The organism is Paenibacillus zeirhizosphaerae, from assembly GCF_030705605.1.
Taxonomy (GTDB): domain Bacteria; phylum Bacillota; class Bacilli; order Paenibacillales; family Paenibacillaceae; genus Paenibacillus; species Paenibacillus zeirhizosphaerae.
This window is the reverse complement of record NZ_JAPCKK010000005.1, coordinates 18,752-38,956: the sequence shown is the minus strand read 5'-3', so window position 1 is coordinate 38,956 and position 20,205 is coordinate 18,752. Positions and strand designations below refer to the sequence as shown.

Here is a 20,205-nt window from a genome sequence, read left to right as displayed (position 1 = left end):
GAAAAGAGACGGGGGGATGGTGTATAATATTCATGTATAGCTGAAAAGCGTACATCGCCGTATGAACCCGCAGGGTGTGCGGCAGTCGGCCTGAAGAGCATTCGCGCCCCAGTGGCATGGGGAGTCGAATAAACTTTCAGGAAAGAATTGAGGAGATTTTTATGGCTCAGCGGTTAGCCACAGAGTATGTTAACGCCACTTTGACATTGTCGGAAGTTCAAATGAACCAATTTTTGCGTGCAGCGGAAGACCCCCTTGTTCACAGTCGAATTAAAGTGCTGGACAATGGAGGACATGAAATTGTGCTGGAGGATGTTACGGGAGAAGAAGTTCATTTGCCTTTTGACCGGAGAAAAGGCATGTATGTCTGTGAATTAACTTGCCGCTTGGTTAATCAGCCTTTGACGAATATGATCAGAAAGCTGTTTCTGCGCTTTAAGGGCGAAGGTATCGTAAACCGGGTGTATCATGGATTTACAATGATTTATACCTATAATCAGGGCTCTGTCCGCAGAATTGTGGAAAAGACGGACGGCGGCTGTCGGCTGGTATTCGAGTATAAAAATACGGTGCAGGAGCTGCAGCACAAATTCCTGGCACGTGATGTTGAACGTGAGATCAGCAGAGTATACAACGAAATTAACGATTTATTGGATCAGCGTATTCGGATTCGTGACAAGAAACGGATCGGGGATATTGATCAGCGGCTCCGCAGTCTGAGCAATATCCTGTTTACGCTTGAGGCATAAGCTGTATCTGATTTGCAACAGCAAGAAGCTTTCCTTCTGAGAAGGGAAGCTTTTTTGTATATTTTATTATGATTCTGCATGTTTATTTACAGGCTTGTCTGGTCACGGCGCAGGCGAAAAATTTAAATATGTAAACTTTTCGAAAAACTATTGCATTTGCTCCCTATAGATGTTATTTTTAATCTCGTTGAAAACGAATATAGGAACCAGGATTCACTCAGGACATTGAATGTTGCGAGAGATTATTCCCTCGGGAAGTGAATGACGTAGGTCCTAGCGGATGAAATTTTTTTCAAACATTTTATTCCTAGGAAGGGGGAACCGAAAGATGGAATATTCAACTTTCGGAAGACACGTTGCTGTTGATACTTGGGGAGTCAGCTTTGATTTGCTGAACGATGCGGAATTTTTGCAAGCACAATTGGTAGAGGCTGCCGAAGCTTGTGGAGCAACCGTAATGTCCGTACAATCGAAGCAATTTGAACCACAGGGAGCGACAGTTCTTGTACTGCTGTCGGAGAGTCACCTCTCGATTCACACGTATCCTGAGAGAGGCTTTGCGGCGATTGATTGTTATACTTGCGGTGAGACAGTGGATCCACAGCTGGCCATTGATTACCTGGTATCCGTATTGAAACCGGAAAAGACTTATGCGAAGAAACTGGTTCGTGGACTCGGGGAACTGAAGGTCGAAACGCCGGAAATGAAGCATGCTGAATTGGTGTAGCCTGAAATTGTAATATGTATATACAATAACCATGGAGAGTATCCATGGTTATTTTTATTCTAAAGATTTTTATTCTAAAGATTTTTATTCTAAAGATTTTTGTTCCAGGGATTGTTATTCTCGGACGAATAAGAAAATTCAGGGATAGCAAGCGAAGGGCATGTTTACACTACATAGACAGACAGGATCTTCATAAAGATTTCATATTAAATATCCTTTGTACCGGACTCTCTGTGATATAATTAACATAGTTTGAAGCAGGATATAGGATGTATTTATTTAAGGATTAGAAGGCAGGTGAACTTGCAATGCACATCCTTGTTGTAGGGTTAAACTATCGTACGGCTCCGGTGGAAGTCCGTGAACGTTTTACATTTGCTGAACAGGATTTGCCGGAGGCGCTGGAGCATCTAAGGCTAACCAAGAGTGTGTTGGAAGGCGTTATCGTCGCAACCTGCAATAGAACCGAAATTTATGTTGTTGTAGACCGTCTGCATATGTGCGGATTTCATATACGGAATTTCATGGAACAGTGGTTCGGTATTTCCAGGGATGATTTCACGCAGCATTTATATATCTATGAAGATGAACAGGCTGTCCGACATCTCTTCCGGGTTGCCTGCGGTTTGGATTCGATGGTGATCGGTGAGACGCAGATTCTCGGTCAGGTCAAGCAGGCATTCCTGCAGGCTCAGGAGCAGAAAGCAACCGCTACGTGGTTCAATATGCTGTTTAAACAGGCGGTTACCCTGGGCAAACGCGCGCACTCCGAAACATCGATTGGTGAAAGCGCGGTGTCCGTAAGCTATGCGGCTGTTGAGTTGGGTAAACGAATCTTCGGAATGTTTACCGATAAGAAAGTGCTGATTCTCGGCGCAGGCAAAATGAGCGAGTTGACCGTGAAGCATTTGTACGCAGGCGGGGCGGCTGAGGTCATTGTCGCGAACCGGACCCTGCAGAAGGCGCAGGAGCTTGCGGCCAAATTCAAGGGCACACCATGTACGATAGATCAGGCTGCTGAGCGGCTTGCCGATGTAGACATCGTCATTAGCTCCACGGGGGCCGACAGCTATGTGCTGGATAGTGCAACGGTACGTCAACAGATGAAGCGTCGTCAGTCTCGACCTCTCTTCATGATTGATATTGCTGTGCCAAGGGATATCGATCCTACCGTTGGTGAAGTGGACAATGTATTTCTATATGATATCGACGATCTGGAAGGGATTGTCGAAAGCAATCTGGAGATGCGCCGTGCGGAAGCTGCCAAGATTGAAGTCATGATTGAGGCGGAAATGGAGCAGTTTTATCAATGGCTGAAAACCTTGGGCGTTCGCCCGGTGATTCGCGCGCTGCAGGAGAAAGCTTCGTCGATTCATGAAGAGACGCTGAACAGTCTGTTCAACAGGCTGCCTGATCTAGACGAGCGTCAGCGGAAAATCATCAGCAAGCTGACCAAAAGCATGCTGAACCAAATGGTGCATGATCCGATTAACCGAATCAAGGAAATGGCCGTGGAAAAACAGGGTAACGAGGCTTTGGAGGTCTTCTCCGAAATCTTCGCCCTGGAGGATCGGCTGGAGGAAGCAACCCAGAAGGTGGAACAGAGCCATGAACAGGCTTTACGCAAACCTGATGCTGCGTCAAAGCGAGGCTCCAAATCATCCGATTCCATACCGGTGTCTTATGCGCCGGTCGGTCTGTGAGGCAGGTGATCGGCTGTGCTGCCGGGCAGCGGTGTCTATGACGCCTTGATCTATACTTACGCCCTGAGCCTACTGTTCGTATTCTCGGATTGCATTCGACGCAATGCGAGTGCCAAGCGGATAGGCACAGGGCTTCTTGTCGTCGTTCTGGTTTTTCAGCTCGTATTTATGGGAATTAGAACTTGGACGGAGCAGCATCTTCCTTTTCTGATCACCTATGATTTTTTGTTTTTATTTGTCCTTATTCTTGTCATCACTTCGTTGATTATGAGCCGATACCCGCGTCTGGAATTTACCGTCTTTCTCCTTAATCTGATCGGCTTCAGCGTCATTGTGCTGAATAAGCTGTGGTTCCAGCCAATTGATAATCCGCTGGCCACCTGGCAGACGGTCCACGGTTTGCTGATTCTGCATATCGTGCTTGCTAATTTGGGCTTTGTAGCATTGACGGTAGCGGCGGTTTTTTCCGTGATGTATCTGTTTCTGCATCGTAGACTGAAAGCTAAGAAATGGACCGAAACGACCCGCAGACTACCGAGTCTTGAGGTGCTGGACCGTTATATGCATATGGCGATGCTTATTGGGGCGCCGCTGCTGGCTGTTTCCGTGCTTGTTGCCGTAATATCAATTATCGCCGATGGAAGATGGGGGCTGCTGTTTGATCTGAAGGTATTAGCCACAGCCGCGGCCATGTGTGTATATGTCATCTATCTTGTCAGCAAACGTTCCAACCAGCATTCCGGTGTGGTCATGGCCAAATGGGCGCTTGCAGGGTATGCTTTTCTGATTATGAATTTCCTTGCGAATTCATGGTCCGCATTTCATCAATGGACGGGGGAGTAAGTGGTCATGAGTCGGCATTTGATTCCTGTTATGCTGCGGTGTGAGGGGAAAAGCTGCTGTATCGTCGGCGGCGGCCGGGTAGCGGAACGAAAGGCAGCGGGGCTGCTGCACAGTGGCGCCACTCTTACCGTCATCAGCCCCTCCATAACCGATGGCCTGCAGGTCATGTTGGACAACAATCAGCTCCGCTGGATCAAACGCCCTTATAACGAGGGGGATCTACAGGGAGCATTTCTTGTATATGCGGCTACGGATGATCTGGAAGTGAATGATGCGGTGATGCGAGAAGCGCGTGGTAGAGGTATACTGGTAAACGTGGCAGACCATTCGGAAAAAGGGGACTTTATTACACCCGGCGTTGTAAGGCGGGGCAGACTCGTTCTGAGCGTTTCGACATCCGGGGCGGGGCCATCCGTATCCGTCGCAATAACCACAAAGCTGGAAGAGACGTTTGGATTAGAGTACGAAGCATATCTGGACTTTATGTATGACATGAGAGAACGCATCAAAAGCAGGGTGCATGATCCGCTTGTCAGGGCCCGTCTACTGAGAAGGCTGGCGTGCAGCGGCGTTCTGGAACAAATTCGCAGCGGCGAGTTTGACGGTTGGACAGAGCTTGAGATGGACAGATGGATCGCTGAGAATCGGGAGGAATAGACATGCGAACGATCGTGGTGGGGAGCCGACAGAGTGCGCTGGCACTTACACAAACCGGACACGTCATCGAGGACTTAAAGGCACTTTGTGCAAGGCATGGAATGAACATGACCTTTGAAGTCCGCAAAATTGTGACCAAAGGGGACAGGATTCTGGACGTAACCCTGTCCAAGGTGGGGGGCAAGGGACTGTTCGTGAAAGAAATTGAACAGGCGATGCTCGACAAGGAAATTGACATGGCTGTGCACAGTATGAAGGATATGCCTGCTGAGCTCCAGGAGGGATTAGTGAACGGAGCCGTGTCGCGCCGGGTCGATCCCCGGGATTGTCTCATAACGAAGTCGGGAAATGGGTTAATGGAGCTCCCGTATGGAGCGAAGGTGGGCACGAGCAGCCTGCGCCGTTCAAGCCAGATGCAAGCGCTCCGCCCGGATATAGTTCTTGAGCCGGTACGTGGTAATATCGACTCAAGACTTAAGAAGCTGGAAACGGAAGGGTTCGATGCGATCATCTTGGCCGCAGCCGGACTCCACCGGATGGGCTGGCAGGATCGTATTACGGAATACATTGCGGAGGATGTCTGTCTGCCTGCGGTCGGGCAGGGGGCACTCGGGATTGAATGCCGCGAGGACGACAAAGAGCTGCTGGATCTGCTTTCTTTATATAATGATGAAATCACCGCAGCAACGGTGGCAGCGGAACGGTGTTTCCTGGGTGAATTGAACGGTGGCTGCCAGGTTCCGATCGGAGCTCATGCTGTGCTGGAGGAGTCAGGGATGATCCGGCTGACCGGGATGGTAGGCTCCCCGGATGGAAAGGTAATTCTTAAAGATACACGGACTGGAAAGGACCCGCAGCAGTTGGGAGAGCAAGTTGCGGCAAGCCTGAAGGCCAAGGGAGCGGAACAGATTCTGTCTGAAGTAAGGGGATGACTTGATGGCGGGGAAGGTTTATTTAGTGGGGGCAGGACCCGGTGATGCGCGGTTAATCACCGTAAAAGGATGGCACTGCATTCAGAAGGGGGACGTTATCGTCTATGACCGTCTCGCCAGCCCGCGGCTGTTGGGACTGATGAAGCCGGGGGCCGAGAAAATATATGTCGGCAAGCTTCCGGACCGTCATACGATGAAGCAGGAGGATATTAATCGTCTGCTGGTTGATCTGGCATTGAAGGGAAAAACGGTCGTTCGACTGAAGGGTGGAGATCCTACCATTTTCGGCAGGGTCGGCGAGGAAGGGGAGCTGCTGAGGAAGCATGGAATTCCTTATGAAATTGTACCAGGTATTACTTCTGCGATCAGTGTGCCGGCCTATGCGGGAATTCCGGTCACACATCGGGATATGGCCTCCTCACTTTCCATTATTACAGGGCATGAAAGTCCCGACAAGCTGGATCGGAGCATCCAGTGGGATAAGGTGACGAATGCAACTGGAACGCTGATTTTTCTGATGGGAGTCGCGAAGATAGGGTATATCAGCGAACAACTGATTAAACATGGCCGTTCTCCGGAAACACCGGTGGCACTGATTCGTTGGGGCACTCGCGCCGAGCAGGAGACGCTGACAGGCACACTTGCGGATATTGAGGCCAGAGTGAAGGAAGCGGGCTTTGAGCCTCCGGCCGTCATCGTCGTCGGTGAGGTGGTCCGTCAGCGTGAACAATTAAAGTGGGCGGAAGATATGCCCTTGTTCGGCAAACGTATTCTCGTCACTCGGGCCCGCAGTCAGGCGAGCTCATTGGTGCAGCATATCGAGGATTTAGGCGGAGAGCCCTATGAATTCCCTGTACTGGATACCCGTTTGCCGCAGGAGGAAGACCAATATAAGCATATCCGGGAGGCATTTTCCCGAATGCACGAATTTGATTGGGTATTTTTCACTAGTGTGAACGGAGTGGATTATTTCTTTCAGCATCTGGAACGGGAAGGACGGGATATCCGCTCTTTGCATAAAGCGCGCATTGTGGCTGTCGGGCCTGCTACCTCTATGGCGCTTCGCAGCCGTGGTGTAGCGGCGGAACCGTTAACAGGAAATTTTCAGGCTGAGGGGCTGCTGGAGGCGTATGGGCAGAAAATGCAGGCTGGCGAGAAGGTGTTCCTGCCGCGCGGCAATCTGGCTCGCTCCTGGCTTCCGGAACAGTTGCGTGAGCTGGGACTGGAGGTAACCGAGGCCAGTCTGTATGAAACGGTGCCAGCCGATTTCCGGGATGATGAGCTGATCTCCTTGCTCGAACAAGGAGCCGTGCATGCCATTACGTTTACCAGTTCCTCCACGGTCACCTATTTTATGAGAGCCCTGCGCCAAATGGGCATCGAAGATCCGCTTGATGTATTGCAAGACGTGATCATTGCCGTCATCGGTCCCGTTACTGGGCAGACTGCCGAAAATGAGGGCTTGAAGGTCGGACTCATGGCGGAGGAAGCAACGATTGACAGTATGGTTAACGCGCTCTGCGCCTGGAATAAACGGACAGAATAAAGAAGTGGGTAAGGGAATCAAGCGTTCGAATACGTATTTTGGCCGAAATCAATTTGTTGGGAGTGCATATCTATGAGCTTATCTTTTACACGGCACCGCCGTCTTCGCCAATCCGCTGCGATCCGCAGCATGGTACGGGAAACGGTTCTGACGCCGGCTGATTTCATTCAGCCTATTTACGTCACCTACGGTGAGGGAGTCAAGCAGGATATTAAATCCATGCCCGGAGTGTACCGCTTCTCGCTGGACATGCTCGAAGAGGAGCTGCTGGAGATTGTCTCGCTGAACATTCCGGCCGTTCTCCTGTTCGGCATACCTGAGACGAAGGACAGCGTAGGTTCGTCGGCCTATGCGGATAATGGCATCGTGCAGGAGGCGACCCGGCTGATTAAGTCGCGTTACCCGGATCTGCTCGTCATTGCGGACACCTGCCTGTGTGAGTTCACTGATCATGGTCACTGCGGAATGGTGCATACTTATGAACACGATGGGGAGCTGTGCGGCGATGTACTGAATGACGAATCGCTGGAGCTGCTTGTGAAAACCGCCGTATCTCAGGCGCAGGCGGGCGCGGATATTATTGCTCCTTCCAACATGATGGATGGTTTCGTGCAGGCGATTCGCGGTGGGTTGGATGAAGCAGGCTTCAGCCACATTCCGATCATGTCTTATTCTGTAAAATATGCCTCTGCCTTTTACGGGCCTTTCCGTGAAGCGGCTGGTTCAGCACCGCAATTCGGGGACCGGAAGACTTATCAAATGGATCCGGCCAACGCCCGCGAGGCGTTGCGCGAAGCAGAATCGGACGTGCTGGAAGGCGCGGACATGCTGATGGTTAAGCCTTCGCTCTCTTATCTTGACGTCATGCGCACCCTGAAAGACCAGTTTGATCTTCCCCTTGTGGCTTATAATGTCAGCGGTGAGTATGCCATGGTCAAAGCGGCCGCCCTCAACGGATGGATCGACGAGAAGGCGATGGTTTTGGAAATTTTGACAAGCATGAAGCGCGCGGGCGCCGACATGATTATTACGTATTCGGCCAAGGATGCGGCAAAATGGCTTCAGGACGGAGGGCGATAAGATGAGCGATCAGGCTAAGGTCCGGGCGGACGAGCGGTCACGGATAGCTTTTGAGGAAGCCAAGCAATATATTCCAGGCGGTGTGAACAGTCCTGTTCGTGCTTTCAAGTCTGTCGGGATTACCCCCATTTATATCGAACGTGGAGAGGGTTCTCGGGTATACGATATTGATGGCAATTCGTTTATCGATTATGTCGGTTCATGGGGACCGCTCATTATGGGACATGCGCATCCCAAGGTGATCGGCGCTCTGCAGGAGGTTGTCGTTAAAGGGACCAGCTTTGGCGCGCCCACGTTAATCGAGACGGAAATGGCAAAGCTTGTCTGTGAGCGTGTTCCTTCGATCGACATTGTACGTATGGTGAATTCGGGGACGGAAGCGACGATGAGCGCCATTCGCCTTGCGCGCGGGTATACGGGACGAAGCAAAATTTTGAAATTTGAAGGCTCCTATCATGGTCACGCTGACAGCCTGCTGATCAAGGCCGGCTCTGGCGTAGCCACCCTCGGGCTTCCGGACAGTCCGGGTGTCCCGGAGGGGGTGGCAAGCAACACCATTACTGTTCCGTACAACGATCTGGAGTCCGTTCAGCTTGCATTTGAGAAATTCGGGGAGGAAATCGCGGCCGTTATTGTGGAGCCGGTAGCCGGTAATATGGGTGTCGTTCCGCCGCAGCCGGGCTTCCTGGAAGGTCTTCGTAAAGTAACGAAGGAGCAGGGCAGCCTGCTGATCTTTGACGAGGTCATGACCGGTTTCCGTGTAGGACTTCATTCGGCACAGGGGCGTTTCGGTGTGACGCCGGATCTGACCTGCCTCGGAAAAGTCATCGGTGGAGGTCTTCCTGTCGGAGCCTACGGCGGGCGCAGGGACATCATGGAGCAAATGGCCCCTTCCGGCCCGGTGTATCAGGCAGGCACGCTCAGCGGCAACCCGCTGGCTATGACCGCAGGTTACACCACATTGAAGCTGCTGACGCCTGAAGTTTATGACCGGCTTGAGCAATTGGCGTCCAGGCTGCAGGCAGGGTTTGAGCGCAACGCCAAGGAAACAGGCATACCAGTGACGATTAACAGAATTGGTTCCATGGTGTGCCCGTTCTTCACGGATCGGCAGGTCGTGAATTATGATACGGCCAAGCAGAGCAACCTTGACCATTTCCGTCGATATTTCGCAGGCATGATTAATCATCGGGTCAGCGTAGCGCCGTCCCAGTACGAGGGCATGTTTGTTTCGGGTGTGCACACCGATGAAGATATCGATGCAACGATCGAAGCAAATTATTATGCATTAAAGCAGCTATGAGCTGGCTTGGAGGCTGGGTCAAGCGAGGTATCTGGCTTGAGGTTGCTCCGGGAAGAGAAGTGACGGGCAGTGCTCAGAAGGAGGAGGCTGCAGACCGATGGCTTCTGGAAGTGTTCGGCTTGCCCGAGAAGCTGTGGCGAAGATTGCGTCATGAGAAGCAAATCCGGCTTGCCGGTGACCGGCTGCGGCTGGCTCTTTTCCCAACAAGGGAATTCGGTATCGAACCGAGGTGGCACGAGCTCACTATTTTGTATGAGGATGAGTTTTGTCTTGTGGTACATAAGCCAGCAGGTATGCCCGTACATCCTGATTCATCCGACTCCGGGGGGCCGATCACTTTGAATCATGCCGTGGCGGCTTATTATGAGATGAACAGCATTGAAACGGCGGTCAGACATGTGCACCGTTTGGATAACGACACAACAGGTGCTGTATTATATGCCAAAAACGAATTTGCGCTGCTTAAGCTGGACGAGCAAATGAGAACCAAGCAGATCGGGCGCCGTTATGCCGCGCTCGTGGCCGGCAGGGTGTCCTCAGGGCTGCGCACCATTGATCTGCCGATCGGGAAGGACCGGCATGATAAGCAGAGAAGGCGCGTATCTCCTTCCGGCCAGTCCGCCGTAACCCATGTCGAGCTCGGAGCTTATCTGGGCACAGCCAGTCTTGTGTATCTAACGCTTGAGACCGGGCGCACGCATCAAATTCGTGTGCATCTCAGCCACGAAGGACATCCTTTGCTGGGGGATACACTGTACGGGGGTAGCAGAAGCGATTTTGGGAGGCAGGCGCTGCATGGGCAGTCCCTAACCTTCCGGCACCCGTTGACAGATGAAATAGTCGAGGTCTTTGACCCGTGGCCGGAGGATTTTCAAGTGCTGTATGATCGGTTGGACAATAAATACATCTGACAGGATTTGATGGAGTTAAACCTTGGGAGCATGCTTTTCCTGATACGCGCCGAATGGTGTTGCAGGAGAGCATGCTCTTTTGTTTTGCATCATTTCCAGTGTTTAAATGTAGGCATGCCATCCTTTTTAGTGCATATACATAACCCGAGAAGAGGAGCATGGAGTCTCCGTTCCGCAAGAACGGAAGCGGAAACTGCCTAAAGGAGGATGCCGTCTATGGATAACCGGCCCTACGGTTTGCGTTTTGATATTTATGAACGTGTCCATTTAACGGAGGATGTTGCAGGAATTGCTGAGCTTGAAGAAATTGAACTGGTTCCTCGCATTCAGGTGGTGACCCAGGGGGAGCATGCCGCACTGCGTGGTCATTTACAGTTGCAAGGCGTATACAGAGGGGAGGAGAATGAAATCAGGGAGCTGCATCATCAGATCCCTGTTGAAATTACCATTCCCATGAACCGTGTCACCAAGCTTGAGGATATTGCGATGGAAATAGAAAATTTTGACGTCGATCTGCTATCCTTGCGGAGCTTGAATATTACAGGGGTATTGACGCTGTATGGGGTTGACGGGACGCAGACGGAGGAAACGCCTGACTGGGGCGATGACGAGTACACGGCTGTGCATACGCCAGCGCCGGAGGAGCAGCAGTCCGAGCCTGCGGATCGCTCTACGGAGGAGCCTGAACAGGAACAGCAGCCTGAGCAGGAATTGCAGCAATATGAGCCCGAGCCAGAGCCAAAGCCGGATCAGGTGGCCATGAGTCAGCAGACACAGGAGGTATGGAATCCCCAGCCGGAAGAAACGCAGCCGACAGCAGCCGAAGATCATACGCTCGCAGACGTCATCCGGAATGAGGATCAGGAAATTGCGGATTTTACGAGCAGCGATACTGCAGCCTGGCAGTTAGACTCCAGACCGGAAGCGACGATGAGCCCTGAGCCCCCAGCAACCCCAGTGATCCGGGAGCCGGAGGTTGAACCTGAGAATGAACCTGCTGAGCAGTTCAAGTCAGAGGCCGTGTTCGAGCATGAACGGCCGGAAGAACCGGTTTCGTTTGCGGAGCCTTCCGTAGCGGTGTCGGCAGATGTGCCGACAGAGGACAAGAAAGAACCGAAGGTAGCCTTCGGAAGCAAAAAGGAAACAGACGCCATAGAGGCTGAGGCTGTACCCTTTTCTTCGTTGATCGCGTCTCAGCGTACGGGTAGGGATTATGAGCTGGTACAAGACGAAAGCTCAGACCCATCCTCCTATGAAGAAGACGGTGATTCGCGGCCGGACAGCGGCAAGTGGAAAAACCTTTTTCAGCATGGGTTTCAAGAAGAAACTCCGTTCCGCAGAGTCAAACTATGCATTGTTCAGCGGGAGGAGACACTTGAAACGATCGCGGAACGTTACGAGCTGAGCGCGCGGGAGCTGCAGATGCACAACCGGCTGAGCGAACAAAACGTGGAAGAAGGTCAGGTGCTGTATATTCCATAGATAGCTTCCTCATTTTCTTTTACGTGCACACAAGGTCGAGAACAGGGGTACACTTGCTCCTGTTCTCGACCTTGTTCATGAATCGGCGTTTCTTCTTTTGTTTAAGTTGGGAGATTTGGGGATACCCTAATGCATATATGTCACAAATTGTACGTTGCGACGGTTGACTAAGAAGGTCAGGCAAGTTATTATGTGATATATCGGTTTAAGGGAACTTTATATGAAAGACATTGAACGGGAAGAGTAGGCAGTATGCCCTTCAGAGAGCGGAATTGTAGCGCTGGAAGATTCCGCAGGAACCAGCTAGCCGAAGTCGCCCGGGAGTCGCCTGTTTGAACAGGTCCATTGTGAGGACCATTAGTAGAACAAGGCCGGAGAGCGGCCGTTATCCGCATGAGTGTCACAGTTTATGCCGTTTTCGGGCGGGATATGCGTGTGAAACAAAGGTGGTACCGCGAAAGAACAGCCTTTCGTCCTTTGAGGATGATGGGTTTTTTTTATGTCCAGAAAAAACGACCAGTACCAAAACCAATCATGGAGGTCAGGGAACATGTCAGAGCAAATGAACAAAACAATCTTGGAAATGCCGACGACGTACGATCCGAAAGCGGCAGAACAGAAATGGTATAAAGCCTGGATGGAGAACGGATATTTCCGCGCGGGACGTGTTCCGGAAGCGGAGCCTTTTACCATTGTTATTCCTCCTCCGAATGTAACTGGAATGCTTCATATGGGGCATGCGCTCGATTTCACGCTGCAGGATATCATTATCCGTGTGAAGCGGATGCAGGGCTATGACGCACTGTGGCTTCCAGGTGCCGATCACGCCGGGATTGCTACACAGACTAAAGTGGAACAGAAGCTGCGTGAAGAAGGGCTCAGCCGTTATGATCTGGGCAGGGAGAAATTCCTGGAGAGAGTATGGGAATGGAAAGAGCTTTATCTTGATAACATTCACAAACAATGGGAAAAAATGGGTTTTTCAATGGACTATTCCCGCGAGCGTTTTACGTTGGATGAAGGTCTTTCGAAAGCGGTACGGACCGTTTTCGTCAAGCTTTATGAGAAGGGTCTGATCTACCGCGGCAAGCGTATTATCAACTGGGACCCGGTAGCGCGCACAGCCCTGTCGGATATCGAAGTGGAATATAAGGAAGTGAACGGCCACCTGTATCATCTGCAGTATCCTTTGAAGGACGGAAGCGGACATATTACTGTGGCGACCACCCGTCCGGAGACGATGCTTGGGGATACCGCCGTTGCTGTTCATCCAGAAGATGAGCGGTACAAGGACATGATTGGCAAGATGCTGATTCTTCCGATCATCGGTCGCGAGATTCCAATTATTGCTGACGATTATGTTGACAAGGAATTCGGCAGTGGAGCGGTTAAAATTACCCCTGCACACGATCCGAACGACTTTGAAATGGGACAACGCCATAATCTGCCTCAAATTACCGTTATGGATGAAGACGGCAAGATGAACGCCGAAGCCGGAAAATATCAAGGTCTTGACCGCAGCGACTGTCGCAAGCAGATCGTAGCGGATCTGAAAGAGCTGGGCGTGCTGCATCGTATTGAAGACCATGTTCACCAGGTGGGACACAGCGAGCGTACCAATGCGGTTGTAGAGCCGTACCTGTCCACGCAGTGGTTCGTTAAAATGCAGCCACTGGGGGATACGGCCATTAAAGCGCAAAAGAGCGGAGATGGCGTTAACTTCGTTCCAGACCGGTTTGAAAAAATCTACATGCACTGGATTGAGAATGTACGGGATTGGTGTATTTCACGCCAGCTATGGTGGGGACACCGCATCCCAGCATGGTATGACGAAGATACCGGTGAGATCATCGTATCTGCCGAAGATCCTACAACCCTGCCAGAATATGCGGGCAGAAACCTTAAACAGGACGAAGATGTGCTCGACACCTGGTTCAGTTCCGCTCTGTGGCCGTTTTCCACGTTGGGCTGGCCTGAGAATACGGAAGACCTCCAGCGCTACTATCCAACCGATGTGCTGGTAACAGGTTATGATATCATCGGCTTCTGGGTATCCCGCATGATTTTCACCGCCCTTGAGTTTACGGGAGAGATTCCGTTCAAGGATGTCCTGATTCACGGACTGATCCGAGCTGCGGATGGTCGCAAAATGTCCAAATCTCTCGGCAACGGGGTTGATCCGCTGGAGGTCATTGATACTTACGGAGCGGACGCCATGCGTTATATGGTAGCTACGGGCAGCACGCCGGGGCAGGATCTCCGTTTCCGCGAGGAACGTGTTGAACAAGCTCGGAATTTCGCGAATAAAATTTGGAACGCTTCCCGCTTTGCGTTGATGAATCTGGATGGGGTTACCGTTACCGATATTGATATCACAGGTGAGCTCAGCACGGCGGATCGTTGGATTCTTCATCGCCTGAACGAAACTTCACGTGATATTACGCGTCTAATAGATGCTTATGAATTTGGCGAAACAGGTCGATTGCTGTATAACTTTATCTGGGATGATCTTTGCGATTGGTATATTGAATTTTCCAAGCTGTCTCTCTATGGTGAAGATGCCGCGGCCAAAAAGAAGACACAGTCCGTGCTTTCCTACGTGCTGGATCGTACACTGCGCATGATTCATCCGTTTATGCCTTTCATTTCGGAAGAAATCTGGCAGCATCTGCCGCATGAAGGAGAGACGATCACGCTCGCTTCTTGGCCGGTCTATGATCCAGCATTTGAAAACAGCGAAGCGGTAGCTGAAATGAACCTGCTGATGGATGCGATCCGTGCCGTTCGCAACATCCGCGCGGAAGTGAACGTGCCGATGAGCAAGAAGATAGAACTGCTGATCAAGGCGGGCGACCAGACGTATCTGGATATTCTGACCCGCAACAGTGATTATGTGCGCCGCTTCTGCAACACCTCGGAATTTGAAGTGGGGCTAAGTACCCCTGTACCGGAAAAAGCAATGGCGGCAGTAATTACAGGCGCTGAATTGTTTCTTCCGCTGGCGGGGCTGCTGGACATTGATCAGGAGATCACCAGACTTGAGAAAGAGCTGCAGTATTTAAACAGCGAAGTGCAGCGGGTGGAGAAGAAGCTGGCTAACGAAGGGTTCGTGGCGAAAGCACCTGCCAAGGTCATTGAAGAGGAACGAGCGAAGCAGGCCGACTATACAGACAAACGCGATAAGGTTATAGCCCGCATTCAAGAGCTCAAGGGCTAATATGAAATCTATCGACCTGAAGGTGAAGAACATGTCGGATTTGCGCGGGACCGCAGCTGCGGGTCCTTTACAAACATACAACGAAGCGGTGGAATGGATTAATGGCCTGATTCCTTTCGGGATCCGGCCGGGGTTGGAGCGGATCGAACGGCTGATGATCCTGCTGGGCGAGCCGCACCGTCACTTGAAATTCGTGCATGTCGCGGGAACGAACGGAAAAGGTTCGACCTGCGCCATGCTGACGTCTGTACTGCTGCAGTCCGGGTATGATGTAGGGACATTTACATCCCCTTATATCACCAAATTCACGAACCGTTTTCAATTTAACGGCGAGGATATACCGGAAGAAACACTGCTCGAACTGGCTAACAGGCTGCACCCGCTTGTAGCGGAGATTGCGGCATCAGAGCTGGGCTCGCCTACGATGTTTGAGGTGTCGACAGCTCTGGCCATTCTCTATTACGCTACCGTTACTTTTCCCGATGTAGTGGTATGGGAGACGGGGCTAGGGGGAAGGATGGATGTTACCAATATTGTTACTCCAATTGTATCGGTTATTACCAATGTCGGATATGATCATACCGATATTTTGGGGGATACGCTGGAACAGATCGCAGCGGAAAAAGCGGGCATTATCAAACCGGGCGTACCTGTTGTCAGTTGTGTAACCCAGCCTGAGGCGATGTCAGTCATTAAGCAGACTGCGGCAGGGAAGCGTGCAGCGGTGTATCTGGTTGGTGAGCAGTTTGCCTATGAGTCCTCCGGAGGGGATGAGCACGGACAGACTTTCGTATTCCGCGGCCCTTTCCGGGAACTGGAAATCAGCCTCAGCCTGTTGGGTGAGCACCAGTGCGCCAACGCTGCGGGAGCCATGATGACGCTGGAAGTGATGCGGCAGTATTTGGCGTTTGTACTGGATGATGAGGATTTGCTGATCGGATTCCAGAACGCCCGCTGGGCAGGGCGGCTTGAGCAGATGCCCGGCAGTCCGCAGATCGTGATTGACGGTGCGCATAATCCCGAAGGCGCGGAGTCGCTGGCTAAGAGTTTGCCTTCGCTCTACCGTTACCGGAAGTTGATTTTAATGATGGGCATGCTTGCAAACAAGCATCACGAAGCATACTTGAAGCATATACTGCCACTAGTGGATACGCTTATCCTGACCGAACCCGATTTCCGTCGCAAAATGGATGCAGCCGAAATGGCAGGGATCGTGGAGAAGCTCCGGCCGTCCTATGCTAAAGAACATGTGGAAGTCATCGTGGAACAGGACTGGAGGAAGGCTCTGGCGCTGCTGAAGTCCCGCACGGAAGCGGAGGATCTGGGGGTAGTTTCTGGCACATTGTATCTAATATCTGATGTGCGCGCGGCCCTTTTGCATCAAAGCGATTCGGAAAAAGGTTGGTGAGATCTTGTTAAATACTACGGAACATGTACATTTTATCGGTATCGGCGGTTACGGGATGAGTGCCATTGCACGTGTTATGCTGGAAATGGGCTATACGGTAACGGGGTCGGATGTAGCTTCACAGGAATTAACGGAAAAACTGGCGGCTAAAGGCGCCAAAATATACATTGGCCATACGGCGGAGCATGTTCAGGGGGCGGACCTGGTTGTTTATTCTACGGCTTTGCCCAAGGACAATGTGGAGCGTATGGCGGCAGAACAGTTGAATATCCCTACATTGCACCGTTCGCAAATGCTGGCAAGGCTGTTGAACGAGCGCAAAGGGGTGGCCGTAGCGGGAGCGCATGGCAAAACAACAACCTCATCCATGATCGCTCTGGTTATGGAGAAATGCGGGGCTGACCCTACTTACATCATCGGCGGAGAGATTATGAATGTGGGAACGAATGCCAAAGCAGGCGAAGGTGACTGCGTGGTGGCAGAGGCCGATGAGAGCGACGGTTCATTTCTGCAGTACCATCCATGGGTTGGGATCGTGACAAATATCGAAGCCGACCATCTTGAAAATTATGACGGGGACTTTAACCGTTTGAAGAGTGCTTATGTTCAGTTTTTGAGCCAGATTCGTCCTGAAGGCACGGCTGTCGTTTGTGCCGATGACGAGAATATCCAGGAGATTTTGCCCAAGCTGTCCTGCAAAGTGACCACTTACGGCATTGATCGGCCTGCGGATTATGCGGCTACCGACATTCAATTGGGCGATCGCCAGTCTTCGTTTACCCTGAATAAAGATGGAGTTCCTTTGGGAGTGATCCGTCTGGCTGTTCCAGGCAAGCATAATGTTTACAACTCCATGGCTACAGTCATTGCATGTGTGGAGGCGGGGCTGGAATTTGAGCAAATTGCGGAGGCCATCTTGGAATTCAGCGGTGCGAAACGCCGCTTTCAGGTGCTTGGGGAGGCTGATGGCATTTTGGTGATCGATGATTATGCCCACCACCCTACGGAAATTGAAGCAACCATCAGCGCGGCCAAGGCGACGGGCAAGCGGATTATCGCGGTATTCCAGCCCCAGCGCTACACCAGGACGTTCTTTCTGTTGGATGCATTCAGCCGCGCCTTCAGTGAAGCGGATGAAGTCATTATTACGGACATCTATTCGCCGGCTGGTGAACAAGAGATTAAGGGAGTTCATTCCTCCAAGCTGGTTGAATTAATTGTTAAGAACAGCAACGGCAATACGGCGTATATTCCGACCAAAGAAGCAGTTATTGAGCGGATCAGCGAGCGGTTGCAGCCTGGAGACCTTGTCCTGACGATGGGGGCAGGGGATATCTGGAAGGCTGGTGCGGCTCTTGCCCGCAAGCTGAAGGAAAGAACGTCTGATGATAAATGATTGAGAAGGTGTCCCAATAGGTCCATAGACCTGGGGCACTTTTTTGTTGGATTGATATTTCGTGGAAAAGCTTCTGCATAACGCACGTTCCTCTTTCATACATCTGAATTGTAGGCAGTAAGGGACAAGGGAGTGTGCGGAGTGAACAAAGCGAAAATGACATTCCGGTTCGATCAGGAAGGCAGAGGGATCAGCGGCAAACCTAATGGGGGACGAAATCCGTCAAATACGGAACACCCTCTTTCCGACGAAGGCGCTTTCGATACATCCCGATTGCATGCTGTAGATAGCAGCGAGCAGAGGAAGTCGGCCGATGCGATTGAGGATTACTATGTTGCAGAGGAGTGGCAGGACCCGTTTGGTACATCAGCGGCATCATGGTCTGCCCCAGGCTACTGGGATAAAAGACCAGGGGCTGCGCCTCCGAAGCGGAAAGGCCCCTCTGGCTGGAAGTTATTCGGGTCCGTGGCCAGCGCTCTGATGACCGGAGGGATCTTTGGCTATATTGTGCTTTATTTGTTCCAGGCGCCTGGAAATGCCGATCCCCCTTCCCTTCCTGCATGGTCTCAGACGACCGTAGGGAATGATGGGCAAACAAACGGTGCGCAATCCGTCTCTTTAATTACAGCGGACATCCCCGCACAGAGCTTTTATATGCTGCAATACGGGGTATTCAGTACGCCGGAGAGCGCCGAGCAGGCCAAGGCAGAACTGTTGCAGGCAGGAACAGCCGCAGGGACGGATCCTTCGGACAGCTACCGTGTATATGCGGGCATATCTTCGGACAGGGAGGAAGCGAAGCTGCTCGGCAGCCGTCTGAAGGGCAGTGGGATGGATCTGTATGTGCGGGAGATGCGTCTGCCTGCCCTGGACCAAGCCTTCTATAACGGCAGCGGGGACACGCTTCTTACCTATTTCACAACGAGCACAGAACTGATTCAGCGGCTATGTCATATGTCTGCCTCTATGCTGAGTGATGACCAGCTCCAGACCGTTTCTGAATCGGACATGACAGCGCTGAACACACTTCATCAGCAATGGATGAAGGACATCGCTACATTGACGCAAGGTCTGCCTCTGGAGGGAAGAACGATGTCTGCTGGGCTCGACAGGTCTATGAATGGTGCGATAACGGCTCTTGCCGAGTTTAATAAAAACAGTTCCAAGGAGCATCTGTGGGAGATTCAATCCATGATGATGGAGTATGTCCGTCTGCAGCAGCAGTTACTTGAATTCCTGAAACAATAAGCATTCATCAGCCATCCGGCAGGGATCTGGAAATAGTTCCCCCTGCTGGATTTCTGTTTGTATTGAACAGGAAATCACCGTATAATATGAAGGTGTCAAAAAATGGCGAGGTAGGTCAAGATGAAGAAGAATGTTGGAGTGCTTACATTGTTCATATTGCTGGGCTGGCTTATCGGTGCTTGGATTGCCAAGGCCCTACAGTCTTTCAGCGGATTGTCCTTTCTTACCCGCGCCACCGCTATATCATGGTCGCCGCGGGCTGACCTGGATATTATAAGTTATAATATAACCGTTCAATTGCAGATGAGCCTGCTCAGCCTGATCGGCATCATTGCCGCTGTTTGGCTGTACCGCAGGCTTTAATTACTGAAAAAGGAGCTTTGCTCGTGGAAGAGACACGTACGCCTACGCTTATACTGGCATCGACCTCTCCACGGAGGAAGGAACTGCTTGCATCTTTGCAGCTTCCGTTTGAGGTTGTGCCAAGCCATGCCGATGAATCCGTACAGGCAGGCTGGAGTCCCGAGAAAATTGTGGAGACACTCGCTTTGCGCAAGGCTGATGCTGTAGCGCAAGCCGTTAGGGAGCAGTATGATAACGCCTTGATTATCGGCAGCGATACCATCGTGGTACTGGACGGTAAAGTGTTGGGAAAGCCGGATAACGTGGAGGATGCGGTGAGAATGATTACGTCACTGCAGGGCAGAACGCACCGGGTGTTTACGGGAGTGGCTTGCATACATACAGGGAACGATGGGCAACGTGTCGGCTTCCGTGAAACTGCCGTGACTATGAAACCGCTTGACGCTAAGACGATTGCTGCATATGTTGAGACAGGGGAGCCTGCGGACAAAGCGGGCGCATATGCTATTCAGGGACTTGGCGCAACGTTGATTGAAGGAATTCAGGGTTGTTATTTTAACGTAGTGGGGCTGCCGCTTTCATTGCTTTCGGACATGCTGTCCGGTTTTGGAATTCGCGTGCTGCGCCCGTAAAGGGGAAG

The 20,205-nt window shown here is 51.5% G+C and carries 17 protein-coding genes and 1 other annotated feature; all 17 genes read left to right on the top strand.

Features of this window, described 5'->3' with window-relative positions:
• Nucleotides 1-161: 161 nt before the first annotated feature.
• The 17 genes from OIN60_RS02595 (at nt 162) to OIN60_RS02515 (ending at nt 20,197) form a co-directional block, all read left to right on the top strand.
• On the top strand, nt 162-749 hold the full coding sequence (locus tag OIN60_RS02595; protein WP_305753324.1) for a non-ribosomal peptide synthetase module: 588 nt from the start codon (nt 162-164) through the stop codon (nt 747-749).
• A gap of 328 nt (nt 750-1,077) precedes the next feature.
• Nucleotides 1,078-1,476: an adenosylmethionine decarboxylase gene (speD, locus tag OIN60_RS02590; protein ID WP_305753323.1), complete on the top strand. Its 399-nt coding sequence runs from the start codon at nt 1,078-1,080 to the stop codon at nt 1,474-1,476.
• 308 nt (nt 1,477-1,784) lie between these two features.
• Nucleotides 1,785-3,179: a glutamyl-tRNA reductase gene (gene hemA, locus OIN60_RS02585; protein ID WP_305753322.1), complete on the top strand. Its 1,395-nt coding sequence runs from the start codon at nt 1,785-1,787 to the stop codon at nt 3,177-3,179.
• A gap of 15 nt (nt 3,180-3,194) precedes the next feature.
• Nucleotides 3,195-4,022 carry a cytochrome c biogenesis protein CcsA gene (ccsA, locus tag OIN60_RS02580; protein WP_305753321.1) on the top strand — a complete coding sequence of 276 codons (828 nt, stop codon included), beginning with the start codon at nt 3,195-3,197 and terminating at the stop codon, nt 4,020-4,022.
• A 6-nt stretch (nt 4,023-4,028) separates the two neighbouring features.
• On the top strand, nt 4,029-4,679 hold the full coding sequence (locus tag OIN60_RS02575) for a precorrin-2 dehydrogenase/sirohydrochlorin ferrochelatase family protein (protein WP_305753320.1): 651 nt from the start codon (nt 4,029-4,031) through the stop codon (nt 4,677-4,679).
• 2 nt (nt 4,680-4,681) lie between these two features.
• Complete coding sequence (gene hemC / locus OIN60_RS02570) at nt 4,682-5,611, top strand: hydroxymethylbilane synthase (protein ID WP_305753319.1); 930 nt, start codon at nt 4,682-4,684, stop codon at nt 5,609-5,611.
• A gap of 4 nt (nt 5,612-5,615) precedes the next feature.
• On the top strand, nt 5,616-7,157 hold the full coding sequence (cobA, locus tag OIN60_RS02565) for a uroporphyrinogen-III C-methyltransferase (protein ID WP_305753318.1): 1,542 nt from the start codon (nt 5,616-5,618) through the stop codon (nt 7,155-7,157).
• Nucleotides 7,158-7,229: 72 nt separating this feature from the next.
• Complete coding sequence (gene hemB, locus OIN60_RS02560) at nt 7,230-8,237, top strand: porphobilinogen synthase (RefSeq protein ID WP_305753317.1); 1,008 nt, start codon at nt 7,230-7,232, stop codon at nt 8,235-8,237.
• A gap of 1 nt (nt 8,238) precedes the next feature.
• Nucleotides 8,239-9,540 carry a glutamate-1-semialdehyde 2,1-aminomutase gene (gene hemL / locus OIN60_RS02555; protein ID WP_305753316.1) on the top strand — a complete coding sequence of 434 codons (1,302 nt, stop codon included), beginning with the start codon at nt 8,239-8,241 and terminating at the stop codon, nt 9,538-9,540.
• Nucleotides 9,537-10,451 carry an RluA family pseudouridine synthase gene (locus tag OIN60_RS02550; protein WP_305753315.1) on the top strand — a complete coding sequence of 305 codons (915 nt, stop codon included), beginning with the start codon at nt 9,537-9,539 and terminating at the stop codon, nt 10,449-10,451. The genes hemL and OIN60_RS02550 overlap by 4 nt, the downstream gene beginning before the upstream one ends.
• Before the next feature lie 216 nt (nt 10,452-10,667).
• Nucleotides 10,668-11,933: a LysM peptidoglycan-binding domain-containing protein gene (locus tag OIN60_RS02545; RefSeq protein ID WP_305753314.1), complete on the top strand. Its 1,266-nt coding sequence runs from the start codon at nt 10,668-10,670 to the stop codon at nt 11,931-11,933.
• 221 nt (nt 11,934-12,154) lie between these two features.
• Nucleotides 12,155-12,414 (top strand) — a binding site (T-box leader).
• Nucleotides 12,415-12,483: 69 nt separating this feature from the next.
• Nucleotides 12,484-15,150, top strand: coding sequence for a valine--tRNA ligase (locus OIN60_RS02540; protein ID WP_305753313.1), 2,667 nt, complete (start codon nt 12,484-12,486; stop codon nt 15,148-15,150).
• Nucleotides 15,151-15,181: 31 nt separating this feature from the next.
• Nucleotides 15,182-16,558 (top strand): bifunctional folylpolyglutamate synthase/dihydrofolate synthase, encoded by a 1,377-nt coding sequence (locus OIN60_RS02535; protein ID WP_305753367.1) that lies wholly within the window; start codon nt 15,182-15,184, stop codon nt 16,556-16,558.
• A gap of 4 nt (nt 16,559-16,562) precedes the next feature.
• Nucleotides 16,563-17,954 carry a UDP-N-acetylmuramate--L-alanine ligase gene (murC, locus tag OIN60_RS02530; protein WP_370872353.1) on the top strand — a complete coding sequence of 464 codons (1,392 nt, stop codon included), beginning with the start codon at nt 16,563-16,565 and terminating at the stop codon, nt 17,952-17,954.
• A gap of 141 nt (nt 17,955-18,095) precedes the next feature.
• Nucleotides 18,096-19,202 (top strand): SPOR domain-containing protein, encoded by a 1,107-nt coding sequence (locus tag OIN60_RS02525; RefSeq protein ID WP_305753311.1) that lies wholly within the window; start codon nt 18,096-18,098, stop codon nt 19,200-19,202.
• 120 nt (nt 19,203-19,322) lie between these two features.
• Nucleotides 19,323-19,565, top strand: coding sequence for a DUF4321 domain-containing protein (locus OIN60_RS02520; protein ID WP_305753310.1), 243 nt, complete (start codon nt 19,323-19,325; stop codon nt 19,563-19,565).
• A 23-nt stretch (nt 19,566-19,588) separates the two neighbouring features.
• Nucleotides 19,589-20,197, top strand: coding sequence for a Maf family protein (locus OIN60_RS02515; protein ID WP_305753309.1), 609 nt, complete (start codon nt 19,589-19,591; stop codon nt 20,195-20,197).
• Nucleotides 20,198-20,205: the final 8 nt, after the last annotated feature.